The following is a 22,476-nucleotide window of genomic DNA, read 5'->3' as shown; positions in this document are numbered from 1 at the left end:
GGGACCATCATGACAGACCTCACCCCCCGCGAAATCGTCTCAGAGCTGGACCGCTTCATCATCGGCCAGGCCGATGCCAAACGCGCCGTTGCCGTGGCGCTGCGCAACCGCTGGCGGCGCAAGCAGCTTGCCGATGACCTGCGCGACGAAGTCTATCCCAAGAACATCCTGATGATCGGCCCAACCGGCGTCGGCAAGACCGAGATCTCGCGCCGGCTGGCGAAACTGGCCAAGGCGCCCTTCATCAAGGTCGAGGCCACCAAGTTCACAGAAGTCGGCTATGTCGGCCGCGACGTCGAGCAAATCATCCGCGATCTCGTCGATGCCGCCATCGTCCAGACCCGCGACTGGATGCGCGAGGACGTCAAGGCCAAGGCGCATCAGGCCGCCGAGGACCGGGTGATCGCCGCCATCGCCGGCGAGGACGCCCGCGAGGGCACCCGCGACATGTTCCGAAAGAAGCTGAAGGACGGGCTGCTCGACGACACGATGATCGAGCTCGAGCTGACCGACCACTCCAACCCGATGGGCATGATGGACATCCCCGGCCAGCCCGGCAGCCAGATGGGGATGATGAACCTCGGCGATATCTTCGGCAAGGCCTTCGGCCAGCGCACCGTGCGCAAGCGGCTGACCGTGCGTGAAAGCTATGACGTGCTGATCGGCGAAGAGGCCGACAAGCTGCTGGATGACGAGACGGTCAACAAGGCGGCGCTGGAGGCGGTGGAGCAGAACGGCATCGTCTTTCTCGACGAGATCGACAAGGTCTGCGCCCGCAAGGAGGCCCGCGGTGGCGACGTCAGCCGCGAGGGCGTGCAGCGCGACCTGCTGCCGCTGATCGAGGGCACCACGGTCTCGACCAAGCACGGCGCGGTCAAGACCGACCATATCCTGTTCATCGCCTCCGGCGCCTTCCACATCGCCAAGCCCTCTGACCTGCTGCCCGAACTGCAGGGCCGGCTGCCGATCCGGGTCAACCTGCGGGCGCTGACCGAGGGCGATTTCGTCCGCATCCTGACCGAGACCGACAATGCGCTGACCCGGCAGTACTCCGCGCTGATGGGCACCGAGGAGGTCGAGGTGACCTTCACCGAGGAGGGCATCGCCGCGCTCGCCAAGATCGCCGCCGAGGTCAACGAGAGCGTCGAGAATATCGGCGCGCGGCGGCTCTACACGGTGATGGAGCGGGTGTTCGAGGAGCTGAGCTTCCATGCGCCCGACCGGGGCGGCCAGAAGGTGGTTGTCGATGCCGCGTTCGTCGAGACCAACCTCGGCGAGTTGACCCGCTCGACGGACCTGAGCCGCTACGTGCTGTAGGGTGGGTTTTCAACCCACCTTCGTTGCGGAGCCGCGTATCGCCGTGCCGAGGGCTCCGTCATGCCAGTGACATGCCTTCGGCATAACGATCTGAGGCGGGCTTTTCGCCCGCTGACGACACACTGGTGCCTGATATTGACCGCGTGCAATCCTCCTTTACGACGTAGGGTGGGTTTCTAACCCACCTTCATCTCAAAGCCGCGAATCGGCGGGCCGCGGTGCGGCGATCCTCGCGTGCAGTGGAACGGTTTATGGCAGCCAAGTCCGTACGACATCTGATCGGCGCGCTTGTCTCAGCCAAATCGCCGTGCCGTCCGAGCGGCCTCATGCCGGAGGCATGCCTTCGGCATGACGATGCGCGGCGGGCGATGCCCGCTGTTAACGCACTTTGTGCTCCGTACCAACCTTGCGACATGCGCCGGCGTAGGGTGGGGTTTCACCCCACCGCCTCCGCCTGCCCGAGCCCGGCTCAAAGAAAAGGGCCCGCCCCCGAAAGGACGGACCCACCCAGCTCACCAACCGCTGCGGCGGCTCACGCCATCGCCCAGCGCTCCGCCATGCGGGCGTTGTCCATGCCCCAGAGGTTGCCCACCGTCTCCGGCACCGCCAGCTTGTTCGACACCGCCTGCACCCAATTGGCGAACATCGGGATCACCACGCCGCCATCGTCGCGCAGGATCATCTGCATCTCGGTGTACATCTCGCGCCGCTTGGCACTGTCGAGCTCGGCCCGGGCCGAGACCAGCAGCTCCTGGAAGCGTTCGCTGTCCTCGCTGCCCCACTGGCTGTCGTTCCACGGCACGCCTTCCTCGTAGGCCGAGGAGAACATCCAGTCCTCGGTCGCCCGACCCGACCAGAAACAGGCGCAGAACGGCTTCTTGATCCAGACGTTCGACCAATAGCCATCCGCCGGCTCCTGCACCACGTTGATGTTGATGCCGGCGGGCTTGGCCGAGGATTGGTAGAGCTGCGCCGCATCCACCGCACCGGCAAAGGCCGCGGACGAGGCCGAGAGGTCGATGTTCAGCGACTCCATCCCGGCTTCCTTCAGGTAGAAGGCGGCCTTGTCGGGGTCATAGGGGATCGGCTCCATGTCGGCGGCGTAATACTGGTTGGCCGGGCCGATCGGGGTGTCATGGGCGACGCTGCCATGGCCGAGCAGGATCTTGTCGAGCATCTCCTGCCGGTTGATGCCGTGTTTCAGCGCGCGGCGCACGTTGACGTCGTTGAACGGCGCGATGTCGGTGAGCATCGGGAAGGTGAAATGCCGGTTGCCGGTCACCTCCTGCAGGCTGACCAGCGGGTTGGCGTTGAGCAGCGCCTCGGTCTTGACGTCGACCCGGTTGATGGTATCGACCTGACCGGTCAGCAGCGCGTTCATCCGCGCGGTGGGATCGTTGATCGCGATGAACTCGATCTCGTCGAAGAAGCCGGCAGTATCGCCCTTGTAGTGGCTGTCGACCCGTTTGCCGACGAACCGCACGCCGGGATCGAAGCTCACCACCTGGTAGAGACCGGTGCCGATGCCCTTGGCGATCGCCTCGTCGATCTGGCCGGCCGGGTACATCATCAGGTGGTAATCCGACAGCAGGTAGGGCAGATCGGCATTGCCGGCCGAGAGCACGAGCTGCACCTGATGCTCGCCCAGCTTCTTCATCTCGGTGATCGCCGAGACGATCGGCTTGGCGGCGGATTTCGAATCCTCGGCGACATGCATCTGCAGCGAAGCGATCACGTCATCGGCGCCGAAGGCCTTGCCGTTGTGGAAGGTCACGCCCTGGCGCAGGGTGAAGGTCCAGGTCTTGGCATCCGGGCTGGCCTCCCAGCTCTCGGCCAGTTCGCCCTTGAGCGTGCCGTCGGCCGCCACCTCGGTCAGCGCGTCAAAGACCGCCCCCTGAGAGGCGTTCTGCATATAGGCGTCGGTATGGGTCCGCGCGTCCCAGTTGTCGGAGGTATTGGCCCCGGCAAGGCCCGCGCGCAGACGGCCGCCACGTTTCATCTGGGCCTGCAGCGGCAGGCCGGAGGCGGCCAGAACACCGGCGGCGGCACCGGTGCGCAGGAGCCCGCGTCGTGTCAATCTGGTCATGTTGTTCTCCCTGTTCTTGTTCTTGGCAATCCCGCCCCTCGTGCGCGATTCGTGTCACATCTTATCAACAGCGGCATCGCCGATGTTATCAACTCCGCGTTCGGCCAGCAGTTTGTCGAGCCAGTCGGGGTCCATCTCCGGCACCGAGCTGAGCAGCAGATCGGTATAGGCATGGTGCGGCGGGGTGAACATCTGGCCCTTGGGCCCCTGTTCCACCACCACGCCGTCCTTCATCACCACCACCGTGTCGGCGATCGAGCGCACGGTGGCGAGATCATGGGTGATGAACATGTAACTGAGCTGCAATTCGTCCTGCAGCCGCGCCAGCAGCCGCAGGATGCCCTCGGCCACCAGCTGGTCCAGCGCCGAGGTGACCTCGTCGCAGATGATGAACTTGGGCTCGGCCGCCAGCGCCCGGGCGATGCCGACGCGCTGCTTCTGGCCGCCAGAGAGCTCGCCGGGCAGGCGGTTTGCAAATTGCGCCGGGTCGAGCTCGATCTGCTCGAGCAGCTCATGCACGCGGCGGCGTTTCTCCTTGCCGCGCAGGCCAAGGTAGAACTGCACCGGCCGGCCGATGATCTGGCCGATGGTCTTGCGCGGATTGAGCGCGGTATCGGCCATCTGGTAGATCATCTGCACCTGTCTGAGCTGCATCTTCGACCGTTTGCGGTAATCCGGCGGCAGCGGTTCGCCATCGAGCAGGATACGCCCCGCTCTTGGCGGCAACAGCCCGGTGATGCAGCGCGCGGTGGTCGATTTGCCAGACCCGCTCTCGCCGACCACGGCAACGGTGCGCGCCTCGTGGATGTCGAAACTCACGTCGCTGAGCACATCGACCTTGCCATAGCCCGCGGTGACCCCCTCGACCGAGATCACCGGCACCGCGCCTTTTGGCGCCGGCGGCTTCTCGGCGTGCTCAAATTCGCGCACGGCCCAGAGGCTCTTGGTGTAGGCCTCCTGCGGATCGTCGAGCATCACCCGGGTCTCGGCCTCCTCGACCTCGTCGCCCTTGAGCAGCACCTTGATCCGGTCGGCCATCTGCGCCACCACGGCGAGGTCATGGGTGATGTAGATCGCGGCGGTGTCGAAATCCTCGACGATCTTGCGGATCGCCGCCAGCACCTCGATCTGGGTGGTGACGTCAAGCGCGGTGGTCGGCTCGTCAAAGATGATCAGGTCGGGCCGGCAGGACATCGCCATCGCCGTCATCGCCCGCTGCAGCTGACCGCCCGAGACCTGATGCGGGTAGCGAAAGCCGATTTCCTCGGGGTTGGGCAGGCGCAGCCGGCGATAGAGCTCCATCGCGTCCTCGGCGCTCTCGCCGCGGCCCATGACGCCATGCACCACCGGCCCTTCGGTGTGCTGGTCGATCAGCCGATGCGCCGGGTTGAACGAGGCGGCGGCGGATTGCGCCACATAGGCGATGCGCTTGCCCAGAAGGTTGCGCTTGGTGTTGGCCGAGGCGTTGACCAGATCGATGCCGTCGAACTCGACCGCGCCGCCGGCAATCCGCACCCCGTCGCGGGTAAAGCCCATGGCGGCCAGCCCGACGGTGGATTTCCCCGCCCCGCTCTCGCCGATCAGGCCGAGCACCTCGCCCCGGTCGAGCGTCAGGCTCACGCCGTTGACGATCCGGGTCCAGCTTTCCTCGCTGCGGCCCTCGAGCACGAGATCGGTGATTGTCAGCAGGCGGCTCATCTCTCCAACCTCTCCAACAGAGCTTGCACAAGCTCCTGATCTTGCGCTGAAAGCCTCGCGATCCTTTCGTCAAATCCGGACCAAGGGCTAAACGCAAATACATCTGCCATTGTCCAATTCAGAGCTTCGGCAATCCGCTCAGCGTGCTCTTCGTTAAGCCGTTTCTTTCCTGCTTCCAGTTCGTTGTAGTAGCTGGAAGACAGTCCAGCGAGGTCCGCCACTTTTCGTTGAGAAAACCCCAACTCCGAGCGCCTCTTCTTCAAGTGTGGTCGGCCCGCCCCGATCATTCCTTCAACCCCGAGGATTTCTGCAGCATCCAGTCGACCACGAAGTTCACCGCCACGGTCAGCAGGGCAATTGCCCCGGCCGCCAGCAGCGGCAGCGTCGCGGTCAGCGGCGAGAAGGCGGCGAAGTTGATGAATTGCGCCAGATCGCGCACCATGGTGCCCCAGTCCGCCAGCGGCGGCTGGATGCCGACGCCGAGGAAGGACAGCGAGGCGATGGTCAGGAACACAAAGCAGAACCGCAGCCCGAATTCGGCCAGCAGCGGCGCCATGGCGTTGGGCAGGATCTCCTCGAAGATCAGATAGCGCAGCCCCTCGCCGCGCAGCTTGGCGGCCTCGATGTAATCCATCACCACGATATTGAGCCCGACGGCGCGCGCCAGCCGGAACACCCGCGTCGAATCGATCACCGCGATGATGATCACCATATAGACCGTCAGCAGCCATTTCTCCGACCCGGCCCAGGCGCTGGCGATGGTCATCAGCAGGAGCGCAAAGATCAGCGAGGGGATCGCCATCATCACGTCGACCCCGCGGCTCAGCAGCTGGTCGAGCCAGCCCTGCAGCGTCGCCGCCAGAAAGCCCAGCGTGCCGCCGATGAAGAAGGCCAGCAGCGTGGTGACAAAGGCGATGCCCACGGTGTTCTGCGCGCCGTAGATCAGCCGCGACAGCAGATCGCGGCCGATCTGATCGGTGCCCAGCGGAAACGCCGGGTTGCCGCCGGTGGCCGGATCGCCGCCCGGCAGCACGTTGACCTGATCAAAGATCGCCTCCTGCCCGTGCGGCGCGATCTGCCCGGCGAAAATCGCCACCACCGCGTAGATCAGGATCATCAGGATGCCAAAGGCCGCGGTCAGCGGCATGGCGCGAAACAGCCGCCGGGTGGCCGAGGGGCCGACGTGCCGGCCCAGCAGCCGGAACAGGAACGCCGCGACGGCAAAGATCACGAAGCCCTGCACCGCCCAGCGAAAGAACATCACGGAGGCGCGGGGGATGCCGGCCTCGGTCACGGTCGGCTGGAAATAGAACCAGACGCCGGCCACCAGCAGCAGCGCCGAGAGCGCATAGCCGAAGGCCACCGCCAGCGGCATGTCGCGATAGCGCGGCGCGTTGCCCGTGGCCTTCTGCGCCACCAAGCGCCCCAGCCAGCCCAGCAGCAGGCAGGCCACAAGCGCCGCGAGGAGGGTCAGCACAAGGGTCATTTCGGATGCCTCAGCCGCGGGTTCGACAGGATCGACAGGATATCCGCAGTCAGGTTCAACAGGATATAGGCGGCGGCAAAGATCAGGCAGCAGGCCTGCACCACCGGGATGTCGCGGATCTTGACCGCGTCGACAAACAGCTGGCCGATGCCCGGGTAGACAAAGACCACCTCGACCACCACCACACCGGTGATCAGGTAGGCGAGGTTCAGCGCGATGACGTTGATGATCGGCGCCAGCGCATTGGGCAGCGCATGGCGCACGATCACCCGCATCGGGCTGATCCCCTTGAGCCGCGCCATCTCGATATAGGGGCTTGCCAGCAGGTTGATGATCGCCGCCCGGGTCATCCGCATCATCTGCGCCAGCACGATCAGCGTCAGGGTCAGCGCCGGCAGCATGGTGGCCTTGAGCCGTTCGGAAAATGCCATGCCATCATAGATGTTCGACAGCGACGGCAGCACCGGGTTCAGCACCGCGAGGAACAGGATCAGCATGTAGGCAAGGAAGAACTCCGGGCTCGAGACCGAGGACAGGGTGAAGATATTGGTGAACCGGTCGAACACCGAGCCGCGGTAGAGCGCCGCCAGCACCCCCAGCGCCACCGCCAGCGGCACCGCGATCGCGGCGGTCACCCCGGCGAGGAACATGGTATTGGCAAAGCGCGGCGCGATCTGTGACACCACGGTCTTCATCTCGCCACCGCCGAGCGAAGACTGGAAGTTGAGCTGCGCAAAGGAGGTGCCGAGATCGCCGCTCAGGATCGCGCCCAGCCAGCCGAAGTAGCGCGTCACCATCGGCTCGTCGAGCGCCAGGTCGCGGCGGATCGCCTCTACGGCCTCCGGCGTCGCGCCCTGGCCCAGGATCACCTGGGCGAAATCGCCGGGCAGTGCGTTGACCGCGACGAAAATGACGATGGAGACCACGAACAGCGTGACAAAGCCCAGACCGAGCCGCTGAAGGACGATTTTCAAGACGCCTGGCACGTGGCGGAGGTTCCCGGAATTGTGAGCTGTCCCGGAAGCTTACGGATCCCCGGCGCAAAGTAAACCGGCTTGACGGCTCAGCGCTCGGCCAGCTGGTCCATCGCCCGCACCAGCTCGGCCGAGATCCCCGGCTCCGAAAGCGCATGGCCGGCATTGCGGATCATCCGCAGTTCGGCATTGGGCCAGCGGCGCGACAGCTCCCAGGCGCGGCGCGGCGGGCAGATCATGTCATAGCGGCCCTGCACGATGATGCCGGGGATATGCGCGATCCGTCCGACCTGGTCGAGGATCTGGCCGTCGTAGTCGAGAAAGCCGCCATTGATGAAATAATGGTTCTCGAGCCGGGCAAAGGCGCGGGCATAATCGCCCGGCGTCTCGCCGCCATGACCCGAGGAATAGACCGAGGCCAGCGCATTTTCCCAGGCCGACCAGGCCTTGGCGTGGCGGGTCTCCTCGGGAAGATTTCCGGAAAACAGCCGCTTGTGATAGGCGGCGATCATGTCGTGGCGCTCGTCCTCGGGGATCAGGTCGGCAAAGCGCTGCCAGGTCTCGGGCCAGAACTGCCCGGCGCCGCCGCCATAGAACCAGTCAAGCTCGGCCCGGGTCATCATGAAGACGCCGCGCAGCACCAGCGCGCTGACCGCGCCGGGGTGCGCCTCGGCATAGATCAGCGCGAGGGTGGCACCCCAGCTGCCGCCAAACACCGTCCACTTGGAAATGCCCAGCTCGGCCCGAATGCGCTCGATATCCGCCACCAGATGCCAGGTGGTGTTGTTCTCGACGCTGGCATGCGGCCGCGACCGGCCACAGCCGCGTTGGTCGAACAGCACCACGCGATAGACCCGCGGGTCGAAATAGCGTCGCATCGCCGGGCTGCAGCCGCCACCGGGCCCGCCATGCAGCACCACCACCGGGATGCCGTCGGGCCGGCCGGATTGCTCGACATAGACCTTGTGGCCATCGCCCACGTCCAGCATGCGCTGATCGAACGGATCGATCTGCGGATAGAGATATTGCACTGCGCGCTTTTGGCCTGAGAACTTGTCCATATTCATCCTATATGAGACCGAAGGACCGAAAGACCATAGGGAGCCTGCCATGCAAACCGCCCAGACCACCGTCGACCCGGCTGAAATCGCGAAATTCGAGGCGATGGCGGCAGAATGGTGGGATCCGACCGGCAAGTTCAAGCCGCTCCACATGCTCAACCCCTGCCGGCTGGACTATATCACCAGCCAGATCGCCGGCGAATATGGCCGCGACCTGAGCACGCCGCGCCCCTTCGAGGGGTTGCGCCTGCTCGACATCGGCTGCGGCGGCGGGTTGCTCTGCGAACCGATGGCCCGGCTCGGTGCCACGGTGGTGGGCGCCGATGCCGCCGCCGGCAATATCCCGGTGGCGCAGCTGCACGCCGAGCAGCAGGGGCTCGAGATCGACTACCGCCACGTCACCGCCGAGGCGATGGTTGAGCAGGGCGAGCAATTCGACGTGGTGCTCAACATGGAGGTGGTCGAGCATGTGGCCGACCCGCTGGCCTATCTCACCGCGTGCCAGGCCCTGCTGAAACCCGGCGGCCTGCAGGTCTGCTCGACCCTCAACCGCAATCCCAAGAGCTTTGCCATGGCCATCGTCGGCGCCGAATGGGTGATGCGCTGGCTGCCAAAGGGTACCCACGAGTGGTCGAAGTTCATCACCCCGGACGAGCTCTTCGAGCTGCTCAAGCAATCCGGCATGACCCCGGTCGACCGCAAGGGCTTCGTCTTCAACCCGCTGGCCTGGACCTGGTCGATCTCGAGCCGCGACCTCAGCGTCAACTACGTCACCACCAGCCTCAAACCGGCCTGAGGGCACGGCCCGCTCCCCCTTCATCTTGCCAGGTATACTCCGGGGAGCGCGAGGGGCTGGCCCCTCGCTCCGACGCCGGCCCGGGGCGCTCACCCCTCGTCTTCGAGCCTGAGCCGCAGGTCCCGCAGGATCGGCAGTGCCGCGCGCACCCGCTCCTGCCCCAATTCGCCCACCAGATCCGTGATCAGCGGCGTGATCGCATCGAGCGCCGCGTCGCGCGCCTGCACCCCGGCGGGCGAGATCGTCACCAGCTTCGACCGCGCGTCATCCCAGTCGGGGCGGATGTGGATGAACCCCGCCGCCTCGAGCTTGCCCAGGGTGTTGGTCATCGCCCCGCGGGTGACGTGAAACGACCGCGCCAGCTGCGCCGGCGTGCGCTCCTGCTTGAACCGCGCCAGATGGTTGAGCACCGAGAAATGCGACAGCTCCATGCCTTTGGGCAGCATCCGGCTCAGCCGGTTGCGCAACATCTGATCGGCGGTGAACAGCTCGGAAAACAGCGCCACCGCGAGGCCATTGGCAGTCTGGTCGGCCATCAGGGTCCTGTGAACTCTCGGTCATGGGAGAGCGAGGGCACCCGCTCGCGGGCTTTGTCCACCGCTTCCCGGGCAAGGTCAACAAAAAGCACCTCCGGCGCTTCGCCGCCCTCGGCCATGACCTCGCCCCAGGGCGCCACCGCCAGCGAATGCCCGTATGTTGTGCGCTGCTTGCCACGTACCGCAGCATGCTGGCCGCATTGCGCCGCCGCCAGCACCCAGGCGCCGCTTTCAATGGCGCGCGCGCGCAGCAGCGGATGCCAATGCGCCGCCCCGGTGACCGGCGAGAACGCCGCCGGGATCAGCAGCACCTCGGCCCCGGCCTGGGCCAGCGCGCGGTAGAGCCGCGGAAACCTGACGTCGTAGCAGATGCTCAGGCCGAGCCTGGCAAAGGGGGTGTCTGCCACCGCGGCCTGCGTGCCGGGGCGAAAGCCTTCGCTTTCGCGGTAGGTCTCGGTCTCGCTGACCTGCACGTCGAACATGTGGATCTTGTCATAGCGGGCGTGGATGCCGCCCTCTGGCCCGATCAGGAAGCCGCGGTTGGCAAAGCGGCCATCAGGGTCGTCGGTCTTCAGCGCCAGCGAGCCGATCGACAGCCAGATGCCGCGCCGCGCCGCCAGATCGCGCAGCGCGGCGAGGGTGATGTCTGCCTCCTCGGGCTGCAGCACCTCATTCTGCCGGCTGCGGCTGGCCGAGACGCAATTGGTCACCTCTGGCGTCAGCACGAACCCCGCGCCGCCGGCCACCGCCGCCTCGATCAGCGCCGTGGTGGTGACGAGATTGGCGGTCGGGTCGTCAGAGGACGACAGCTGCACCAGCGCCGCGCGCATCAGGCGGCGTCGAGCAGCGGGTCGAGCTTGCCGGCGCGGTCGAGCGCGAAGAGATCGTCGCAGCCGCCGATATGGCTCTCGCCGACGAAAATCTGCGGCACGGTGCGGCCGCCATTGGCGCGCTGGATCATCTCGGGCTTGCGATCGGGGTGCTCGAGCACGTCGATCTCGGTAAAGGCGACGCCTTTCTGGGTCAGCAACCGCTTGGCGGCGTGGCAATAACCGCAAAGCGGCGAAGTGTAGATTTCAACCTGGGGCATGGTGATCTTCCTTTGTCTCTGGCCCCTTACCTAGTCCTTGCGCACCGCCCTTGCCAGTACGCCGGCAGAAATCGGCCCCGCGCCCGCGCCGCGCAGCGCCTCGGCGCAGGCGGCAAGCGTTGCCCCGGTGGTCAGCACATCATCGACCAGCAGCACCGGCCGCCCCGCCACCACCCGATGCCGCCGTCCGGCACTCACCGTAATGGCGCCCGCCAGCACCGCGCGGCGCTCCGCCCGGGTCAACCGGCCAAGGCTGCGGGTCCGGCGCACCCGTTTCAGCAGGTCGGGGCAATAGGCCAGTCCCAGTTCGGCCGCCAGCGCCTCGGCCAGCCGCGCCGACTGGTTGTAGCGTCGCGACATCAGCCGCATCCAGTGCAGCGGCACCGGCGCCACCAGCATGTCAGGCCGGACCAGCGGCGCCGACGCGCGCGCCAGCCAGCCCGCGCCGCTGCGGGCGATGTCCTTGCGATCGCTGTGTTTCATGCCCAGCACCAGCCGCCGCCCATTGTCGTCATAAAGCAGCGCGGCACGGGCGCGCTCCCAGGCCGGGGGATAGGCGAGGCAGGTGTCGCAATGGGCGATCTCCTCCGGATCGCTGCCCGGCAGGGGCAGGCCGCAGCCGTCGCAGACCAGCCCGCCGACAAACGGCGTGTCGCGCCAGCAGGGCCCGCAAAGGCCGAAATCGGTCTCGACCATCTCGCAGCAGATCAGGCATTGCGGCGGATAGACCACGCGCAGAGCGGTTTGAACAATCTCTCCCATCGGCCTATCTAGCCCTCATGCAGCCACGCCTCACCGATCCCGCGGCCCTTGCCCGCAACCGCCAGCGCGCCAGACCCGACGCGCTTTTCCTGTTCGAAGCCGCGCGCGACGACCTGCAGGATCGCCTTACCCTGGTTAACAGGAGCTTTACGGCCCCCGCCGTGGTGACCGGTCAGCCGCAGATCTGGGACAATGCCCTCCCCGGAGCCACAATTGTTGCCGATTGCGAAACGCTGGCGCTGGCGCCGCAGGCGCATGACCTGGTGCTGCACAGCCACGCGCTGCATTGGGCCGAGGATCCGGTGGGCCAGCTGATCCAGTGCCGCCGCGCGCTGCGCCCTGACGGCTTCTTCCTCGCCTCGCTGTTCGGCGGCCGCACCCTGCAAGAGCTGCGCGCCAGCCTGGCCAGTGCCGAGGCGGAGGTGACCGGCGGGCTGTCGCCGCGCGTCGCGCCGATGGCCGAGATCCGCGACATGGGCGGGCTGTTGCAGCGGGCGGGCTTTGCCCTGCCGGTGGCCGATGCCTTCACCCTTACCGTCACCTATGCCTCGGCGCTGCACCTGATGCGCGACCTGCGGGCGATGGGCGAGGGCAATGCGCTCGATGCGCGGCTGCGCCGGCCGACCCGCCGCGCGGTGCTGCTGCGCGCCGCCGAGATCTATGCCGAAACCCATGCCGATGCCGAGGGCCGCATCCCCGCCAGCTTCGAGATCCTCGTGCTGACCGGCTGGGCCCCGGACGAGAGCCAGCCGCAGCCGCTGCGGCCGGGGTCTGCCAAGGCGCGGCTGGCTGACGCATTGGCAACCCGCGAAACCAAGTTGATAGATTGACCGCAACCCGCCAGTGCCCGACTGTCGCCCCTGTCCACCGCGCCCCGGAGACCCAGATGACCGAGACCCGCCAGCCCCAGGCCAGCTGCCCGGCCCATGCCCCCGATGACCACCCGACGCTTCCGGCGCAAAGGGTGGGCATCCTGCTGGCCAACCTCGGCACGCCGGACGGCACCGACTACTGGTCGATGCGCCGCTATCTGAGCGAGTTCCTGTCCGACAAGCGGGTGATCGACTACCCGGCATGGAAATGGCAGCCGCTGCTGCAGGGGATCATCCTGAGCAAGCGGCCGTTCACCTCCGGCGCGGCCTATCGCACGATCTGGAACACCGAGGCGGACGAGAGCCCGCTGATGACGATCACCCGGGCGCAGACCGACGCCATCCGCGAGACGCTGACCGAGACCTACGGCGACCGTGTGATGGTCGAGTTCTGCATGCGCTACGGCAACCCCTCGACCGCCTCGAAGGTGCGCGAGATGGTGCAGGCCGGCTGCCTCAAGATCCTGTTTTTCCCGCTCTATCCGCAATATGCCGGCGCCACCTCGGCCACTGCCAACGACCAGTTCTTTCGCGCGCTGATGCAGGAGAAGTGGCAGCCCACGGCGCGAATCGTCGACCCGTATTTCGAGCATCCCGCCTATATCGACGCGCTGGCGCAATCGGTCGAGCGGCGCTACGCCGAGCTCGAGACCCGGCCCGAGCTGCTCGTCTGCTCCTACCACGGCGTGCCGAAACGCTACCTGATGGAGGGCGACCCCTATCATTGCCAGTGCCAGAAGACGACGCGGCTGCTCAAGGAGCGGCTGGGCTGGGCGGACAGCGAGATTGCCACCACCTTCCAGTCACAGTTCGGCCCCGAGGACTGGCTGCGGCCCTACACGGTAGAGGAAGTGGCGCGGCTGGCGCGCGAGGACGGCAAAAAGGACATCGCGGTGATCGCGCCGGCGTTTTCCGCCGATTGCATCGAGACGCTGGAAGAGATCAACGAGGAGATCCGCGAGAGCTTTGAAGAGGCCGGTGGCGAGCGGTTCACCTATATCCCCTGCCTCAACGACGATGCGGCGCATGTGTCGGCCCTGAGCACGGTGATCCGCGAGAACCTCGGCGGCTGGCTCGACTGAACTTGCCGGCCCCGGCCGTAACGGGGGCCCTGAAAGGAAAAAGCGGCGCCCGAGGGCGCCGCCTTGTCTTACAGCAATCAGATTGCGCTTAGTCAGCCGAAGCGACTGCAACAACCAGAGCAAGCAGGATCAGCGGAACCAGGATACCGGCCGAGGACGATGCTTGTGCGGTTTCTTCAACGATCACCGGTGCTTCGATGATGACGTCGTCTTTTGCGTACGAACCGGCGAATGCGGTCGAAGCTGCTGCGGACAGTGCCGCTGCGAGTGCGAGTTTCTTCATATCATATCCTCCAGATATATCACTTGCCGCTCATCAACCATACTGGTTGCGGCAAGCACCCAAGACTTACCTCGTGGTTTTTTCTAAGCAGCTTATCAGGGGGATTGCAAACTCAACTTTGGCAATCGGCCGCGCAGAGCGCCGTTTTGTCGTCAAATTAGCAACACTTGCGTGCCCACTTTGGCGCGCGCAAAAAGTTCCGCAATGTGTTGATTATACAGGCCAATGCAGCCGTTCGACGAGCGACGGCCGATCTTGCGCGTGTCATGCGTACCGTGGATACGGTAGTAGGTCCAACTCAGATAGAGCGCATGGGTTCCCAACGGATTGTCAGGCCCCGGCCCGACGTAGTCCGGCCACTCCGGGTTGCGCTTTTTCATCGACGGTGTCGGGCGCCACTCCGGCCCTTCGACCTTGCGCACCACGGAGGTGCGGCCCCGCTTGGTCAGGTCTTCGGTCAGTGGCACGGATGTGGGGTAGAGCTTGTAGCTCTGGCCGTCCTCGCCCCAATAGTGCAGCGCCCGGCTGGTGATGTCGACGAGGATCGCGCCATTGGAAAGCGAGCTGAAGTACGGTCGCCAGTCCAGCGCGCGGAAACTCGAAATATTGCGCCGCACGGCCGAGGAGATATCCCCTTCGAGTTCGGTGGTGCCGGCGGTCTGGGCCAGGGCGGGGGCGCCGACAAGCGCCGCGGACCCCGCCAGAAAGGCCCGGCGATTCAACTGGAACGTTGAAGTCTTGGTCATAATCCCACTCCTTGGGTACGCTGTCTTGATCACGGCATTTTTAGTGCGCGAAAGCCTCAGTCGCAAATCAAACCACCGTCAGCGCGCGGATCGCCGCCGAGGTGGGTTTGAAAGGCCACTTCTTTCCGGCTAAGGCAGGTGAAACGAATTTCGGGTATTCCAGTCATGACACGTATCGCAGCCCTGCTCCTGCCCCTGGTCCTTCTGCTTGCGGCCTGCACCACGTCCAACTACAGCCCGCCGCAGCTGGCCGCCGACGGCAAGCCGCTGCCCAAGGTCTATCGTCTCGGTTCTGGCGACGAGGGCCGGGTGCAGTTCCGCATGCTCGACGCGGTCAATGCGCTGCGCCAGGCCCGCAGCCTGCCGGCGGTGCAGCTCAACGCCCAGCTCAACGCCGCCGCCGCCACCCATGCGCGCGACATGTCGGTGCAGAACCGGCCGTGGCACTTCGGCTCCGACGGCTCATCGCCGATCGACCGGGTGGCGCGTGTCGGCTATCAGGGCCGGATGCTGGGCGAGGCGATCTCGGAAACCTACGAGACCGAACTTGAAACCCTCGCGGCCTGGATGGAAGAGCCGGGCACCCGCGACGTCATCATGTCACCTGAGGCGCGCGATCTTGGGTTCAACTACTACCAGGAGAGCAACGGCAAGATCTGGTGGACCCTGGTCCTTGGCGCCCCCGGCGCGCCGGGCTACCTGCCCAGCACCAGCATCGCCACCGCGCCCGGCGGGCTGCAGCCGATCGAGGACATCGCGGCGGCGGCGATCAACCTGTCCGAAGACGACAGCTGACCGCCCGGATCGCTCCGGCCGTCAGGCCGGCGTCCGCGAGCGCGTCAGCGACAGGAAGACGTCCTCGAGATCGGCCTCCTGGGTCTTGACGTCGCGAATGCGGATGCCCGCCGCGCGCACCGCCCCCAGCACATCCTCTGCGCTGGTCTCGTGGCTGCGATATTGCACTACGATCGCCTCGCCCTCGCGGCTGACATCGAGGCCCGGCGCCTCTGGCAGGGTCTCGACCGCACCCTCGGGATGGATCACCATCGACTTGGCATCGAGCCGGCCGAGCAGGTTGGCGGTGCTGTCGCGCGCCGCCACCTCGCCGTGGTTGATGATGGCGATCTCGTCGCACATCTCCTCGGCCTCTTCGAGGTAATGGGTGGTCAGGATGATCGTCATGCCGCGCTCGCGGTTGAGCTTGCGGACGTTGGTCCAGAGCATCTGGCGCAGTTCGATGTCGACCCCGGCCGTCGGCTCATCGAGCACCAGGATACGCGGGTGATGCACCAGCGCCTTGCCCAACAGAAGCCGCCGCCGCATCCCGCCAGAGAGCGTGCGGGCATAGGCGTTGGCCTTGTCCTCGAGGCCGACCATGGCGAGGATCTCGTCGCTGCGGCGCTCTGATTTCGGCACGCCGTACAGCCCGGCCTGCACCTCGAGTGCGGCGCGCGGGGCGAAGAACGGATCGAGGTTCAGCTCCTGCGGCATCACGCCGATGGCGGCGCGCGACTGGCGCGGGTTCACATCCTGGTCAAAGCCCCAGATTTTCACCGCGCCCGCGGTCTTGATCACCAGCCCGGCGAGGATGTTGATCAGCGTCGACTTGCCGGCACCATTGGGGCCGAGCAGGCCAAACACCGAGCCCTCGGGAATGTCCAGATCGATCCCCTTCAGCGCCTCTTTCGGCGGAGCGTTCTTTTGCGCGGCATAGGTCTTTTTCAACCCGCGAATCTCGATGGCTGACTGGGTCATGGGAACTTCCGTTTGATCGTGACAGGCCGGGAATACCGCGACTGGCCCGCGGCGGAAACCGGCAATCAGGCTGGGCTGTCGGCTTTGTCGCTGTCACCGCCGCTGTCGCCGTCCCGATCACCGCCGCGACGCTTGAGCGCGGATTCGATCCTGGCCGGCGCGGGATTGTCGCCGCCGGCATCGGCTGGCCAGCCTTCGCGCTGGGCCATGCGGTCGCCATCGGTCGCCTCGGTCTGGTCGTGAAACAGCACCATCCGCGTCGGATAGGGCATGTCGACGCCCTTGGAATCAAGCGCGTTGTAGACCTCCTTGATGACGCGGGCATAGACATGCACCACGTCGGCGCGCCCGGATTTCGTCCACCAGCGCAGCCGCACGGTGTTGCCATCGGCATCCATCGACCACGGCAGCGCCTCCGGCGCCGGATCGGAGAGCACACCCTCGACCCCGGCACAGGTCTCTTTCATGATCTGGCAGGCATTGTCGAAATCGTCGGAACAGCCGATCTGGATGTCATATTGCGAACGGCGGGTATCATAGGCGGTGTTGACCGTCACCGCATCGGTGTAGATGTCGGCATTGGGGATCACCACGCGGCGACCGTCATAGGTCTTGATCAGCGTGGCGCGGGTCTCGATCCGCTCGACCGTGCCCTCGAACCCGCCGGAAACGATCTGGTCACCGACCTGGAACGGCTGGCGCAGCAGGATCAGGATACCGGCCAGCATGTTCTGCAGGATGTCCTTGAAGGCAAAGCCGATCGCCACCGAGGAAATGCCGAGGCCCGCAAACAGATCGCCCGGCGAGATCGACGGCGCGATGATGGTGATCGCCAGCATGACGCCAATGATGATGATTGCCCAGCGCACCAGCGCGCCGCCAACATCGCCAAGGCTCGGCCGGTCGTGCTTGTGCCCCTGACGCGCCAGAATACGGCCGATCCAGCCGGCGGCGAACCAGAACAGCAGCAGCACCACGATCCCGACCGCGATATTCGGCAAGAGCCGCAGGAACCCGTCGAGCCAGGCGTCGATCTTTTCGAAGATATTGCCGACATCGGCGTCGATCTGCTCGACCCCCGTCTCGTCCTGCTCCATCGCGCCCGTCCCCCTGCTGCGTCAGGATTAGGAAATGGCCCGCCGGCCGGCGAGGTCAAGCACGCCCGCCTGCGGCCCTTGCCCAGACCGCCCGGATCGCTATCATGCAGCGCGAATGCGCGCCCGCCGCGCCGGCCCGAACACAGCGAGACCGCCATGACAATCGCCCCGCCCGAAACCAAGATCGTGACCAGCAACCGGATCGCCTGCGATGGCGGCGAGATCGCCCTGGGCCACCCCCGCGTCTGGCTGATGATCCCGCTCGCGACCGGCTGGGTCGAATGCCCCTATTGCGACGCCAAATACGTGCACCGCGACTTCGCCGAGGCGGCGGAAAAGTGACCCTGCGCCGGGTCTCCGCCGGGCTTCTGGCGCTGGCTGTTTTGGCGACGCTCACCACCCGCATCGCGCTCAACATGGAGACCCATGGCCTTGGTCTGACCGAGGCGCTGTGGCGGCTGTTTCGCTATTTCACCATCTGGACCAATACCGCGATCGCCCTGGCCGCCGGTCTGATCGCCGGACGCGGCCGGCTCGATGGGCGGATCAGCGGCGGCCTGGTGTTGGCGATCGTCGCCGTGGGCCTCGTCTATCACGCGCTCTTGGCGCATCTGAACGCCTACACCGGGCTTGATCAGGTGATCGACGTGATGCTGCACACGGTCGTGCCGATGTGGTTCGTGCTGCATTGGCTGGCCTTCGAGCCAAAAGAGCGCGTGGGCTTTGCCGCCCTGCCCGGCTGGCTGGGATTTCCGGCGGTCTATTGCCTCTATGCGCTGATCCGGGCGCAGGTCGACGGCCGCTATCCCTATTTCTTCCTCGACATCGCAAAGCACGGGCTGGCGCAGGTCGGGCTCAATATCGCGGGGCTGATCGCCGGCTTTGCGGTGCTGGGCGCGGCCATCGTGCTGCTGGCGCGGCTCCTCTCGGGCCGGCAGCTGGCGCACCAGGGTTGAAACCGGACCTCGCGTAATCGGCACGCAGACGGCGCCGGCGGCTGGCCTTGCCCGGCGCGGCGTGGCATGAAACGGGCCGACGCCAGTGGAGGGATGCGCGATGACGCAACAATTCGGCAAGGGATGCCACCTGCATCTGATCGACGGATCGGCCTATATCTTTCGCGCCTATCACGCGCTGCCGCCGCTGGTGCGCAAGTCCGACGGGCTGCCGATCGGCGCGGTCTCTGGCTTCTGCAACATGCTGCAGAAGTTCGTCGAGGACAACGCCGGGCCCGACGCGCCGACCCATGTGGCGGTGATCTTCGACAAGGGCAGCCATACCTTCCGCAACGATCTCTATGATCTCTACAAGGCCAACCGCGAGGCGATGCCCGAAGACCTGCGGCCGCAGATCCCGCTGACCCGGCGCGCCACCGAGGCGTTCAACATCGCCTGCAAGGAGATCGAAGGCTTCGAGGCCGACGACATCATCGCCACGCTGGCCTGTCAGGCGCGCGAGGCCGGCGGGCGGGTGACAATATTGTCCTCTGACAAAGACCTGATGCAGCTGGTGGGCGACGGTGTCGACATGCTTGACCCGATGAAGAACAAACGCATCGACCGCGAGGGCGTGATCGAAAAGTTCGGCGTCGGCCCCGAGCGGGTGGTCGACGTGCAGGCGCTGGCCGGCGACTCTGTCGACAACGTGCCCGGCGCGCCCGGCATCGGCATCAAGACCGCGGCACTGCTGATCAACGAATTCGGGACGCTCGAAGAGCTTTTGGACCGCGCCGAGGAGATTAAGCAACCGAAACGCCGCCAGACCCTGATCGAGAAGCGCGAACAGATCGAGATTTCCAAGAAGCTGGTGCAGCTTGATTGCGACATGGTGCTGCCCTTCACGCTGGATGATCTCGAGGTGCGCGAACCGCAGGCCGAGCCGCTGCTGGCGTTTCTCGCCGAGATGGAATTCCGCACCCTGACCAAACGGATCTCCGACAAGCTGGGTGTCGCGGCGCCGGCGGTGCCCGAGCCGGTGCCGGGCGATGCCGAGGACAGCCCGGCCGAGCAGGCGCCGTTCGACGCGGACACCTATGAATGCATCCGCGATGCCGCCGCGCTGCAGCCCTGGATCGACCGGATCAACGACCGCGGCTACGTGGCGGTGGACACCGAGACCACCAGCCTCAACGACATGCGCGCCGAGCTGGTGGGCATCTCGCTTTGCGTCGCGCCCGGGCAGGCCTGCTACATCCCTCTGATGCACCGGGCGTCGTCGACCGACGATCTCTTCGGCTCCGACGATCTGGCCGAGGGACAGATGGGCTTTGACGCGTGCCTCGCCCTGCTGAAACCGCTGCTCGAGGACCCGGCGGTGCTCAAGATCGGCCAGAACATGAAGTATGACGCCAAGATCTTTGCCCGCAATGGCATCGCCGTCGCACCGATCGATGACACCATGCTGATGTCCTACGCGATGAACGCCGGGCTGCACAATCACGGCATGGACGCACTCTCGGAACGCTACCTGTCGCATGCGCCGATCCCGATCAAGGAGCTTCTGGGCAGCGGCAAGAGCCAGATCACCTTCGACAAGGTCGAGATCGACAAGGCGACGCGCTATGCCGCCGAGGATGCCGATATCACCCTGCGGCTCTGGCAGGCGTTCAAGCCGCAGCTGCACCGCAAGGGCGTGACTCGGGTGTACGAGCGGATGGAACGGCCGTTGGTGCCGGTGCTGGCCGAGATGGAAATGCACGGCATCAAGGTCGACCGCGACACGCTCTCGCGCATGTCGAACGCGTTTTCGCAAAAGATGGCGGCGCTGGAGGATGAGATCCACCAATTGGCGGGGCGCAAGTTCAACGTCGGGAGCCCCAAGCAGCTGGGCGAGATCCTGTTCGACGAGATGGGCATCGAAGGCGGCAAGAAGGGCAAGACCGGCGCCTATGCCACCGGCGCCGATATCCTCGAGGATCTGGCCACGGTGCACGACCTGCCGGCGCGGGTGCTCGACTGGCGGCAGCTCAGCAAGCTGAAATCGACCTATACCGACGCGCTGCAGGAGCATATCCACCCCGAGACCCTCCGGGTGCACACCTGCTACTCGATCGCCGGGGCCAACACCGGCCGCCTCGCCTCGACCGATCCGAACCTGCAGAACATCCCGATCCGCACCGAGGAAGGCCGGCGCATCCGCGAGGCCTTTGTGGCGGAGCCGGGCAACGTTTTGGTCTCGCTCGACTATTCGCAGATCGAGCTGCGCATTCTGGCGCATATCGCGGACATCGAAGCGCTGAAGCAGGCGTTCCGAGAGGGCCAGGACATTCACGCCGCCACCGCCTCGGAGATGTTCGGTGTTCCGCTGGACGAAATGACACCGGAGGTGCGGCGTCAGGCCAAGGCGATCAACTTCGGGGTGATCTACGGCATTTCCGGCTTCGGTCTGGCGCGCAACCTGCGGATTCCGCGGGCCGATGCGCAGGGCTTCATCGACCGCTACTTCGAGCGCTTTCCGGGGATCAAGGAGTACATGGACCAGACCGTGGCCTTCGCCAAGGAACACAAGCGCGTCGAAACGCTGTTCGGTCGGCAGATCCACACGCCGGAGATCGGCGCCAAGGGGCCGCATGCCGGTTTTGCCAAGCGCGCGGCGATCAACGCGCCGATCCAGGGGACGGCAGCTGATATCATCCGCCGGGCGATGATCCGGATGCCCGACGCGATCGCCGGGCTGCCGGCGCGGATGTTGTTGCAGGTGCACGATGAACTGCTGTTCGAAGTGGAGGCGTCGGCGGCCGAGGAGCTGATCGCCCGGGCGCGCGCGGTGATGGAAGGCGCGGCGGACCCGGTGGTGAAGCTCGACGTGCCGCTGGTGGCGGACGCCGGGCAAGGGGCGAACTGGGCGGAGGCGCACTGAGGGCTTGGTGATCCGGCCCGGCTGCCTTGCGTCAACTCTGACCCGGGACAAGGTCGCAGCCCGCCGGGCCAGCGGCTGCACCAAAGGTGCGCCGATGAAAGTGGCACGACTTTGGCGTGACGGGCTGCCGCTTTGGTTGCGACAAGCGCATCGGTCAGAGGTTCTGCGGGCTTTGCCGGGTTAAAGTGGCTCATCGCACCGGAGCAGCGGCACCCCGCGGGCAGCCGCCGGCCCGGCTCAGTTCCGAATTAGCCAACCCCGCCCCGGACCTGATCCGGGGCCTCCCGTTCGATACGAAGAGGTTCCGGATCACGCCGGGACGCGGTCACGGCAATTCCGCCGAGGGAATCACCGGAAAGAACGTCCCTGAAGACCACAGCCCGAACCAACGCTCGCCCTCCACCTCGTGATGCACTCCGATCTCCACCAGCCGGTAGAAACTCTTGCGATCGATCAACGCGTCGAGCTCCGCCCGCACCAGCACATACGGCGACGGCTCGCCGGTCTCGGCATCGCGCGCCACCCGGATCGGCGCCTCGGGGCCCGCCACCGTGACATCGCCGACGTTGGTCTCGAAGGTCAGCACCTGGTCGGCCCCTTCGCCGGAGACCTCGAAATCCACCGCCACGAAGGGCGCATCATCGACCACGATCCCCACCTTCTCGACCGGGGTCACCAGCACGTAGCGCTCGCCGTCCTTGCGCAGGATGGTCGAGAACAGCCGCACCAGCTCCCTTCGCCCGATCGGCGTGCCGAGGTAGTACCACGTCCCGTCCCGCGCGATCCGCATGTCGAGATCGCCGCAGTCCGGCGGATTCCACAGGTGCACCGGCGGCAGACCCTTGCCCTTGGCGCCTTTCGACGCCGCCTTGGCCGAGGCGGCGATGCCCTCGGCCGAAGGCTGCACGCGATTTTGTGACGTCATTGCTTTTGCCATTTCCCGTTTCAACGATACACTCACAGCCAAGGACATAGTG

23 protein-coding genes are annotated in these 22,476 nt (G+C 65.9%); 8 read left to right on the top strand and 15 right to left on the bottom strand.

What is annotated here, in order from left to right; translation table 11 throughout:
- Nucleotides 1–9: 9 nt before the first annotated feature.
- Entirely contained in the window at nt 10–1,317 is a 1,308-nt protein-coding gene (hslU, locus tag VOI27_RS03265) for an ATP-dependent protease ATPase subunit HslU (RefSeq protein ID WP_323763857.1), read from the top strand.
- Between the two features lie 532 nt (nt 1,318–1,849).
- Here hslU and VOI27_RS03260 read toward each other — a convergent pair.
- From VOI27_RS03260 to pip, 6 genes are all read right to left on the bottom strand, one after another.
- The gene (locus VOI27_RS03260; protein WP_323763856.1) at nt 1,850–3,403 is read right to left on the bottom strand and encodes an ABC transporter substrate-binding protein; all 1,554 of its coding nucleotides are present in this window, start codon (nt 3,401–3,403) and stop codon (nt 1,850–1,852) included.
- Between the two features lie 54 nt (nt 3,404–3,457).
- On the bottom strand, nt 3,458–5,101 hold the full coding sequence (locus VOI27_RS03255) for an ABC transporter ATP-binding protein (protein WP_323763855.1): 1,644 nt from the start codon (nt 5,099–5,101) through the stop codon (nt 3,458–3,460).
- On the bottom strand, nt 5,098–5,388 hold the full coding sequence (locus tag VOI27_RS23135) for a helix-turn-helix transcriptional regulator (protein WP_416374636.1): 291 nt from the start codon (nt 5,386–5,388) through the stop codon (nt 5,098–5,100). Before VOI27_RS23135 ends, VOI27_RS03255 begins: the two co-directional genes overlap by 4 nt.
- On the bottom strand, nt 5,385–6,587 hold the full coding sequence (locus VOI27_RS03250) for an ABC transporter permease (RefSeq protein WP_323763854.1): 1,203 nt from the start codon (nt 6,585–6,587) through the stop codon (nt 5,385–5,387). The genes VOI27_RS23135 and VOI27_RS03250 overlap by 4 nt, the downstream gene beginning before the upstream one ends.
- Nucleotides 6,584–7,573, bottom strand: a complete 990-nt coding sequence (locus VOI27_RS03245) for an ABC transporter permease (protein ID WP_323763853.1) — start codon at nt 7,571–7,573, stop codon at nt 6,584–6,586. Before VOI27_RS03245 ends, VOI27_RS03250 begins: the two co-directional genes overlap by 4 nt.
- Nucleotides 7,574–7,650: 77 nt before the next feature.
- Nucleotides 7,651–8,622 (bottom strand): prolyl aminopeptidase, encoded by a 972-nt coding sequence (pip, locus tag VOI27_RS03240; protein WP_323763852.1) that lies wholly within the window; start codon nt 8,620–8,622, stop codon nt 7,651–7,653.
- A gap of 49 nt (nt 8,623–8,671) precedes the next feature.
- Here pip and ubiG point away from each other — a divergent pair, with 49 nt between their 5' ends.
- On the top strand, nt 8,672–9,418 hold the full coding sequence (gene ubiG, locus VOI27_RS03235; protein WP_323763851.1) for a bifunctional 2-polyprenyl-6-hydroxyphenol methylase/3-demethylubiquinol 3-O-methyltransferase UbiG: 747 nt from the start codon (nt 8,672–8,674) through the stop codon (nt 9,416–9,418).
- Nucleotides 9,419–9,507: 89 nt separating this feature from the next.
- Here ubiG and VOI27_RS03230 read toward each other — a convergent pair whose 3' ends face one another.
- Genes VOI27_RS03230 through VOI27_RS03215 form a run of 4 tightly spaced genes read right to left on the bottom strand, consistent with a single transcriptional unit; the run spans nt 9,508 to nt 11,806 of the window.
- Complete coding sequence (locus VOI27_RS03230; RefSeq protein ID WP_323763850.1) at nt 9,508–9,954, bottom strand: MarR family winged helix-turn-helix transcriptional regulator; 447 nt, start codon at nt 9,952–9,954, stop codon at nt 9,508–9,510.
- On the bottom strand, nt 9,954–10,784 hold the full coding sequence (locus tag VOI27_RS03225; protein ID WP_323763849.1) for a carbon-nitrogen hydrolase family protein: 831 nt from the start codon (nt 10,782–10,784) through the stop codon (nt 9,954–9,956). The genes VOI27_RS03230 and VOI27_RS03225 overlap by 1 nt, the downstream gene beginning before the upstream one ends.
- A complete protein-coding gene (gene grxC, locus VOI27_RS03220; protein WP_323763848.1) occupies nt 10,784–11,044 on the bottom strand; it encodes a glutaredoxin 3 in 261 nt (86 codons plus the stop codon). Before grxC ends, VOI27_RS03225 begins: the two co-directional genes overlap by 1 nt.
- A gap of 30 nt (nt 11,045–11,074) precedes the next feature.
- The gene (locus tag VOI27_RS03215; protein ID WP_323763847.1) at nt 11,075–11,806 is read right to left on the bottom strand and encodes a ComF family protein; all 732 of its coding nucleotides are present in this window, start codon (nt 11,804–11,806) and stop codon (nt 11,075–11,077) included.
- Nucleotides 11,807–11,823: 17 nt separating this feature from the next.
- On the opposite strand from VOI27_RS03215, the gene VOI27_RS03210 reads away from it, so the two are divergent.
- Both VOI27_RS03210 and hemH read left to right on the top strand, forming a co-directional pair.
- Nucleotides 11,824–12,636: a methyltransferase domain-containing protein gene (locus tag VOI27_RS03210; protein ID WP_323763846.1), complete on the top strand. Its 813-nt coding sequence runs from the start codon at nt 11,824–11,826 to the stop codon at nt 12,634–12,636.
- A gap of 56 nt (nt 12,637–12,692) precedes the next feature.
- On the top strand, nt 12,693–13,760 hold the full coding sequence (hemH, locus tag VOI27_RS03205; RefSeq protein ID WP_323763845.1) for a ferrochelatase: 1,068 nt from the start codon (nt 12,693–12,695) through the stop codon (nt 13,758–13,760).
- A gap of 88 nt (nt 13,761–13,848) precedes the next feature.
- Here hemH and VOI27_RS03200 read toward each other — a convergent pair whose 3' ends face one another.
- Both VOI27_RS03200 and VOI27_RS03195 read right to left on the bottom strand, forming a co-directional pair.
- The gene (locus tag VOI27_RS03200) at nt 13,849–14,043 is read right to left on the bottom strand and encodes a ferrochelatase (RefSeq protein WP_323763844.1); all 195 of its coding nucleotides are present in this window, start codon (nt 14,041–14,043) and stop codon (nt 13,849–13,851) included.
- Nucleotides 14,044–14,195: 152 nt separating this feature from the next.
- Nucleotides 14,196–14,789, bottom strand: a complete 594-nt coding sequence (locus VOI27_RS03195) for a L,D-transpeptidase (protein WP_323763843.1) — start codon at nt 14,787–14,789, stop codon at nt 14,196–14,198.
- A 165-nt stretch (nt 14,790–14,954) separates the two neighbouring features.
- On the opposite strand from VOI27_RS03195, the gene VOI27_RS03190 reads away from it, so the two are divergent.
- Nucleotides 14,955–15,584 carry a CAP domain-containing protein gene (locus tag VOI27_RS03190; RefSeq protein WP_323763842.1) on the top strand — a complete coding sequence of 210 codons (630 nt, stop codon included), beginning with the start codon at nt 14,955–14,957 and terminating at the stop codon, nt 15,582–15,584.
- A 21-nt stretch (nt 15,585–15,605) separates the two neighbouring features.
- Here the strand turns inward: VOI27_RS03190 and VOI27_RS03185 are convergent, their stop codons facing one another.
- Both VOI27_RS03185 and VOI27_RS03180 read right to left on the bottom strand, forming a co-directional pair.
- Nucleotides 15,606–16,544: an ABC transporter ATP-binding protein gene (locus tag VOI27_RS03185; RefSeq protein ID WP_323763841.1), complete on the bottom strand. Its 939-nt coding sequence runs from the start codon at nt 16,542–16,544 to the stop codon at nt 15,606–15,608.
- Nucleotides 16,545–16,609: 65 nt separating this feature from the next.
- Nucleotides 16,610–17,641: a mechanosensitive ion channel family protein gene (locus VOI27_RS03180; RefSeq protein WP_323763840.1), complete on the bottom strand. Its 1,032-nt coding sequence runs from the start codon at nt 17,639–17,641 to the stop codon at nt 16,610–16,612.
- 156 nt (nt 17,642–17,797) lie between these two features.
- Between VOI27_RS03180 and VOI27_RS03175 the strand changes: the two genes are divergently transcribed.
- The 3 genes from VOI27_RS03175 to polA all read left to right on the top strand — a co-directional run bounded on the left by VOI27_RS03175 (nt 17,798) and on the right by polA (nt 21,499).
- Nucleotides 17,798–17,983, top strand: coding sequence for a zinc-finger domain-containing protein (locus VOI27_RS03175; protein WP_323763839.1), 186 nt, complete (start codon nt 17,798–17,800; stop codon nt 17,981–17,983).
- On the top strand, nt 17,980–18,597 hold the full coding sequence (locus VOI27_RS03170) for a Pr6Pr family membrane protein (protein WP_323763838.1): 618 nt from the start codon (nt 17,980–17,982) through the stop codon (nt 18,595–18,597). Before VOI27_RS03175 ends, VOI27_RS03170 begins: the two co-directional genes overlap by 4 nt.
- A gap of 100 nt (nt 18,598–18,697) precedes the next feature.
- A complete protein-coding gene (polA, locus tag VOI27_RS03165; protein ID WP_323763837.1) occupies nt 18,698–21,499 on the top strand; it encodes a DNA polymerase I in 2,802 nt (933 codons plus the stop codon).
- A 325-nt stretch (nt 21,500–21,824) separates the two neighbouring features.
- Here polA and VOI27_RS03160 read toward each other — a convergent pair whose 3' ends face one another.
- Nucleotides 21,825–22,424, bottom strand: a complete 600-nt coding sequence (locus tag VOI27_RS03160) for a DUF1285 domain-containing protein (protein ID WP_323763836.1) — start codon at nt 22,422–22,424, stop codon at nt 21,825–21,827.
- Nucleotides 22,425–22,476: the final 52 nt, after the last annotated feature.

Origin of the sequence: Marinovum sp. (genome assembly GCF_034669705.1) — a bacterium.
GTDB lineage: Bacteria > Pseudomonadota > Alphaproteobacteria > Rhodobacterales > Rhodobacteraceae > Marinovum.
The sequence above is the reverse complement of the archived record's forward strand: the minus strand, read 5'-3'. Positions and strand labels throughout refer to the sequence as shown.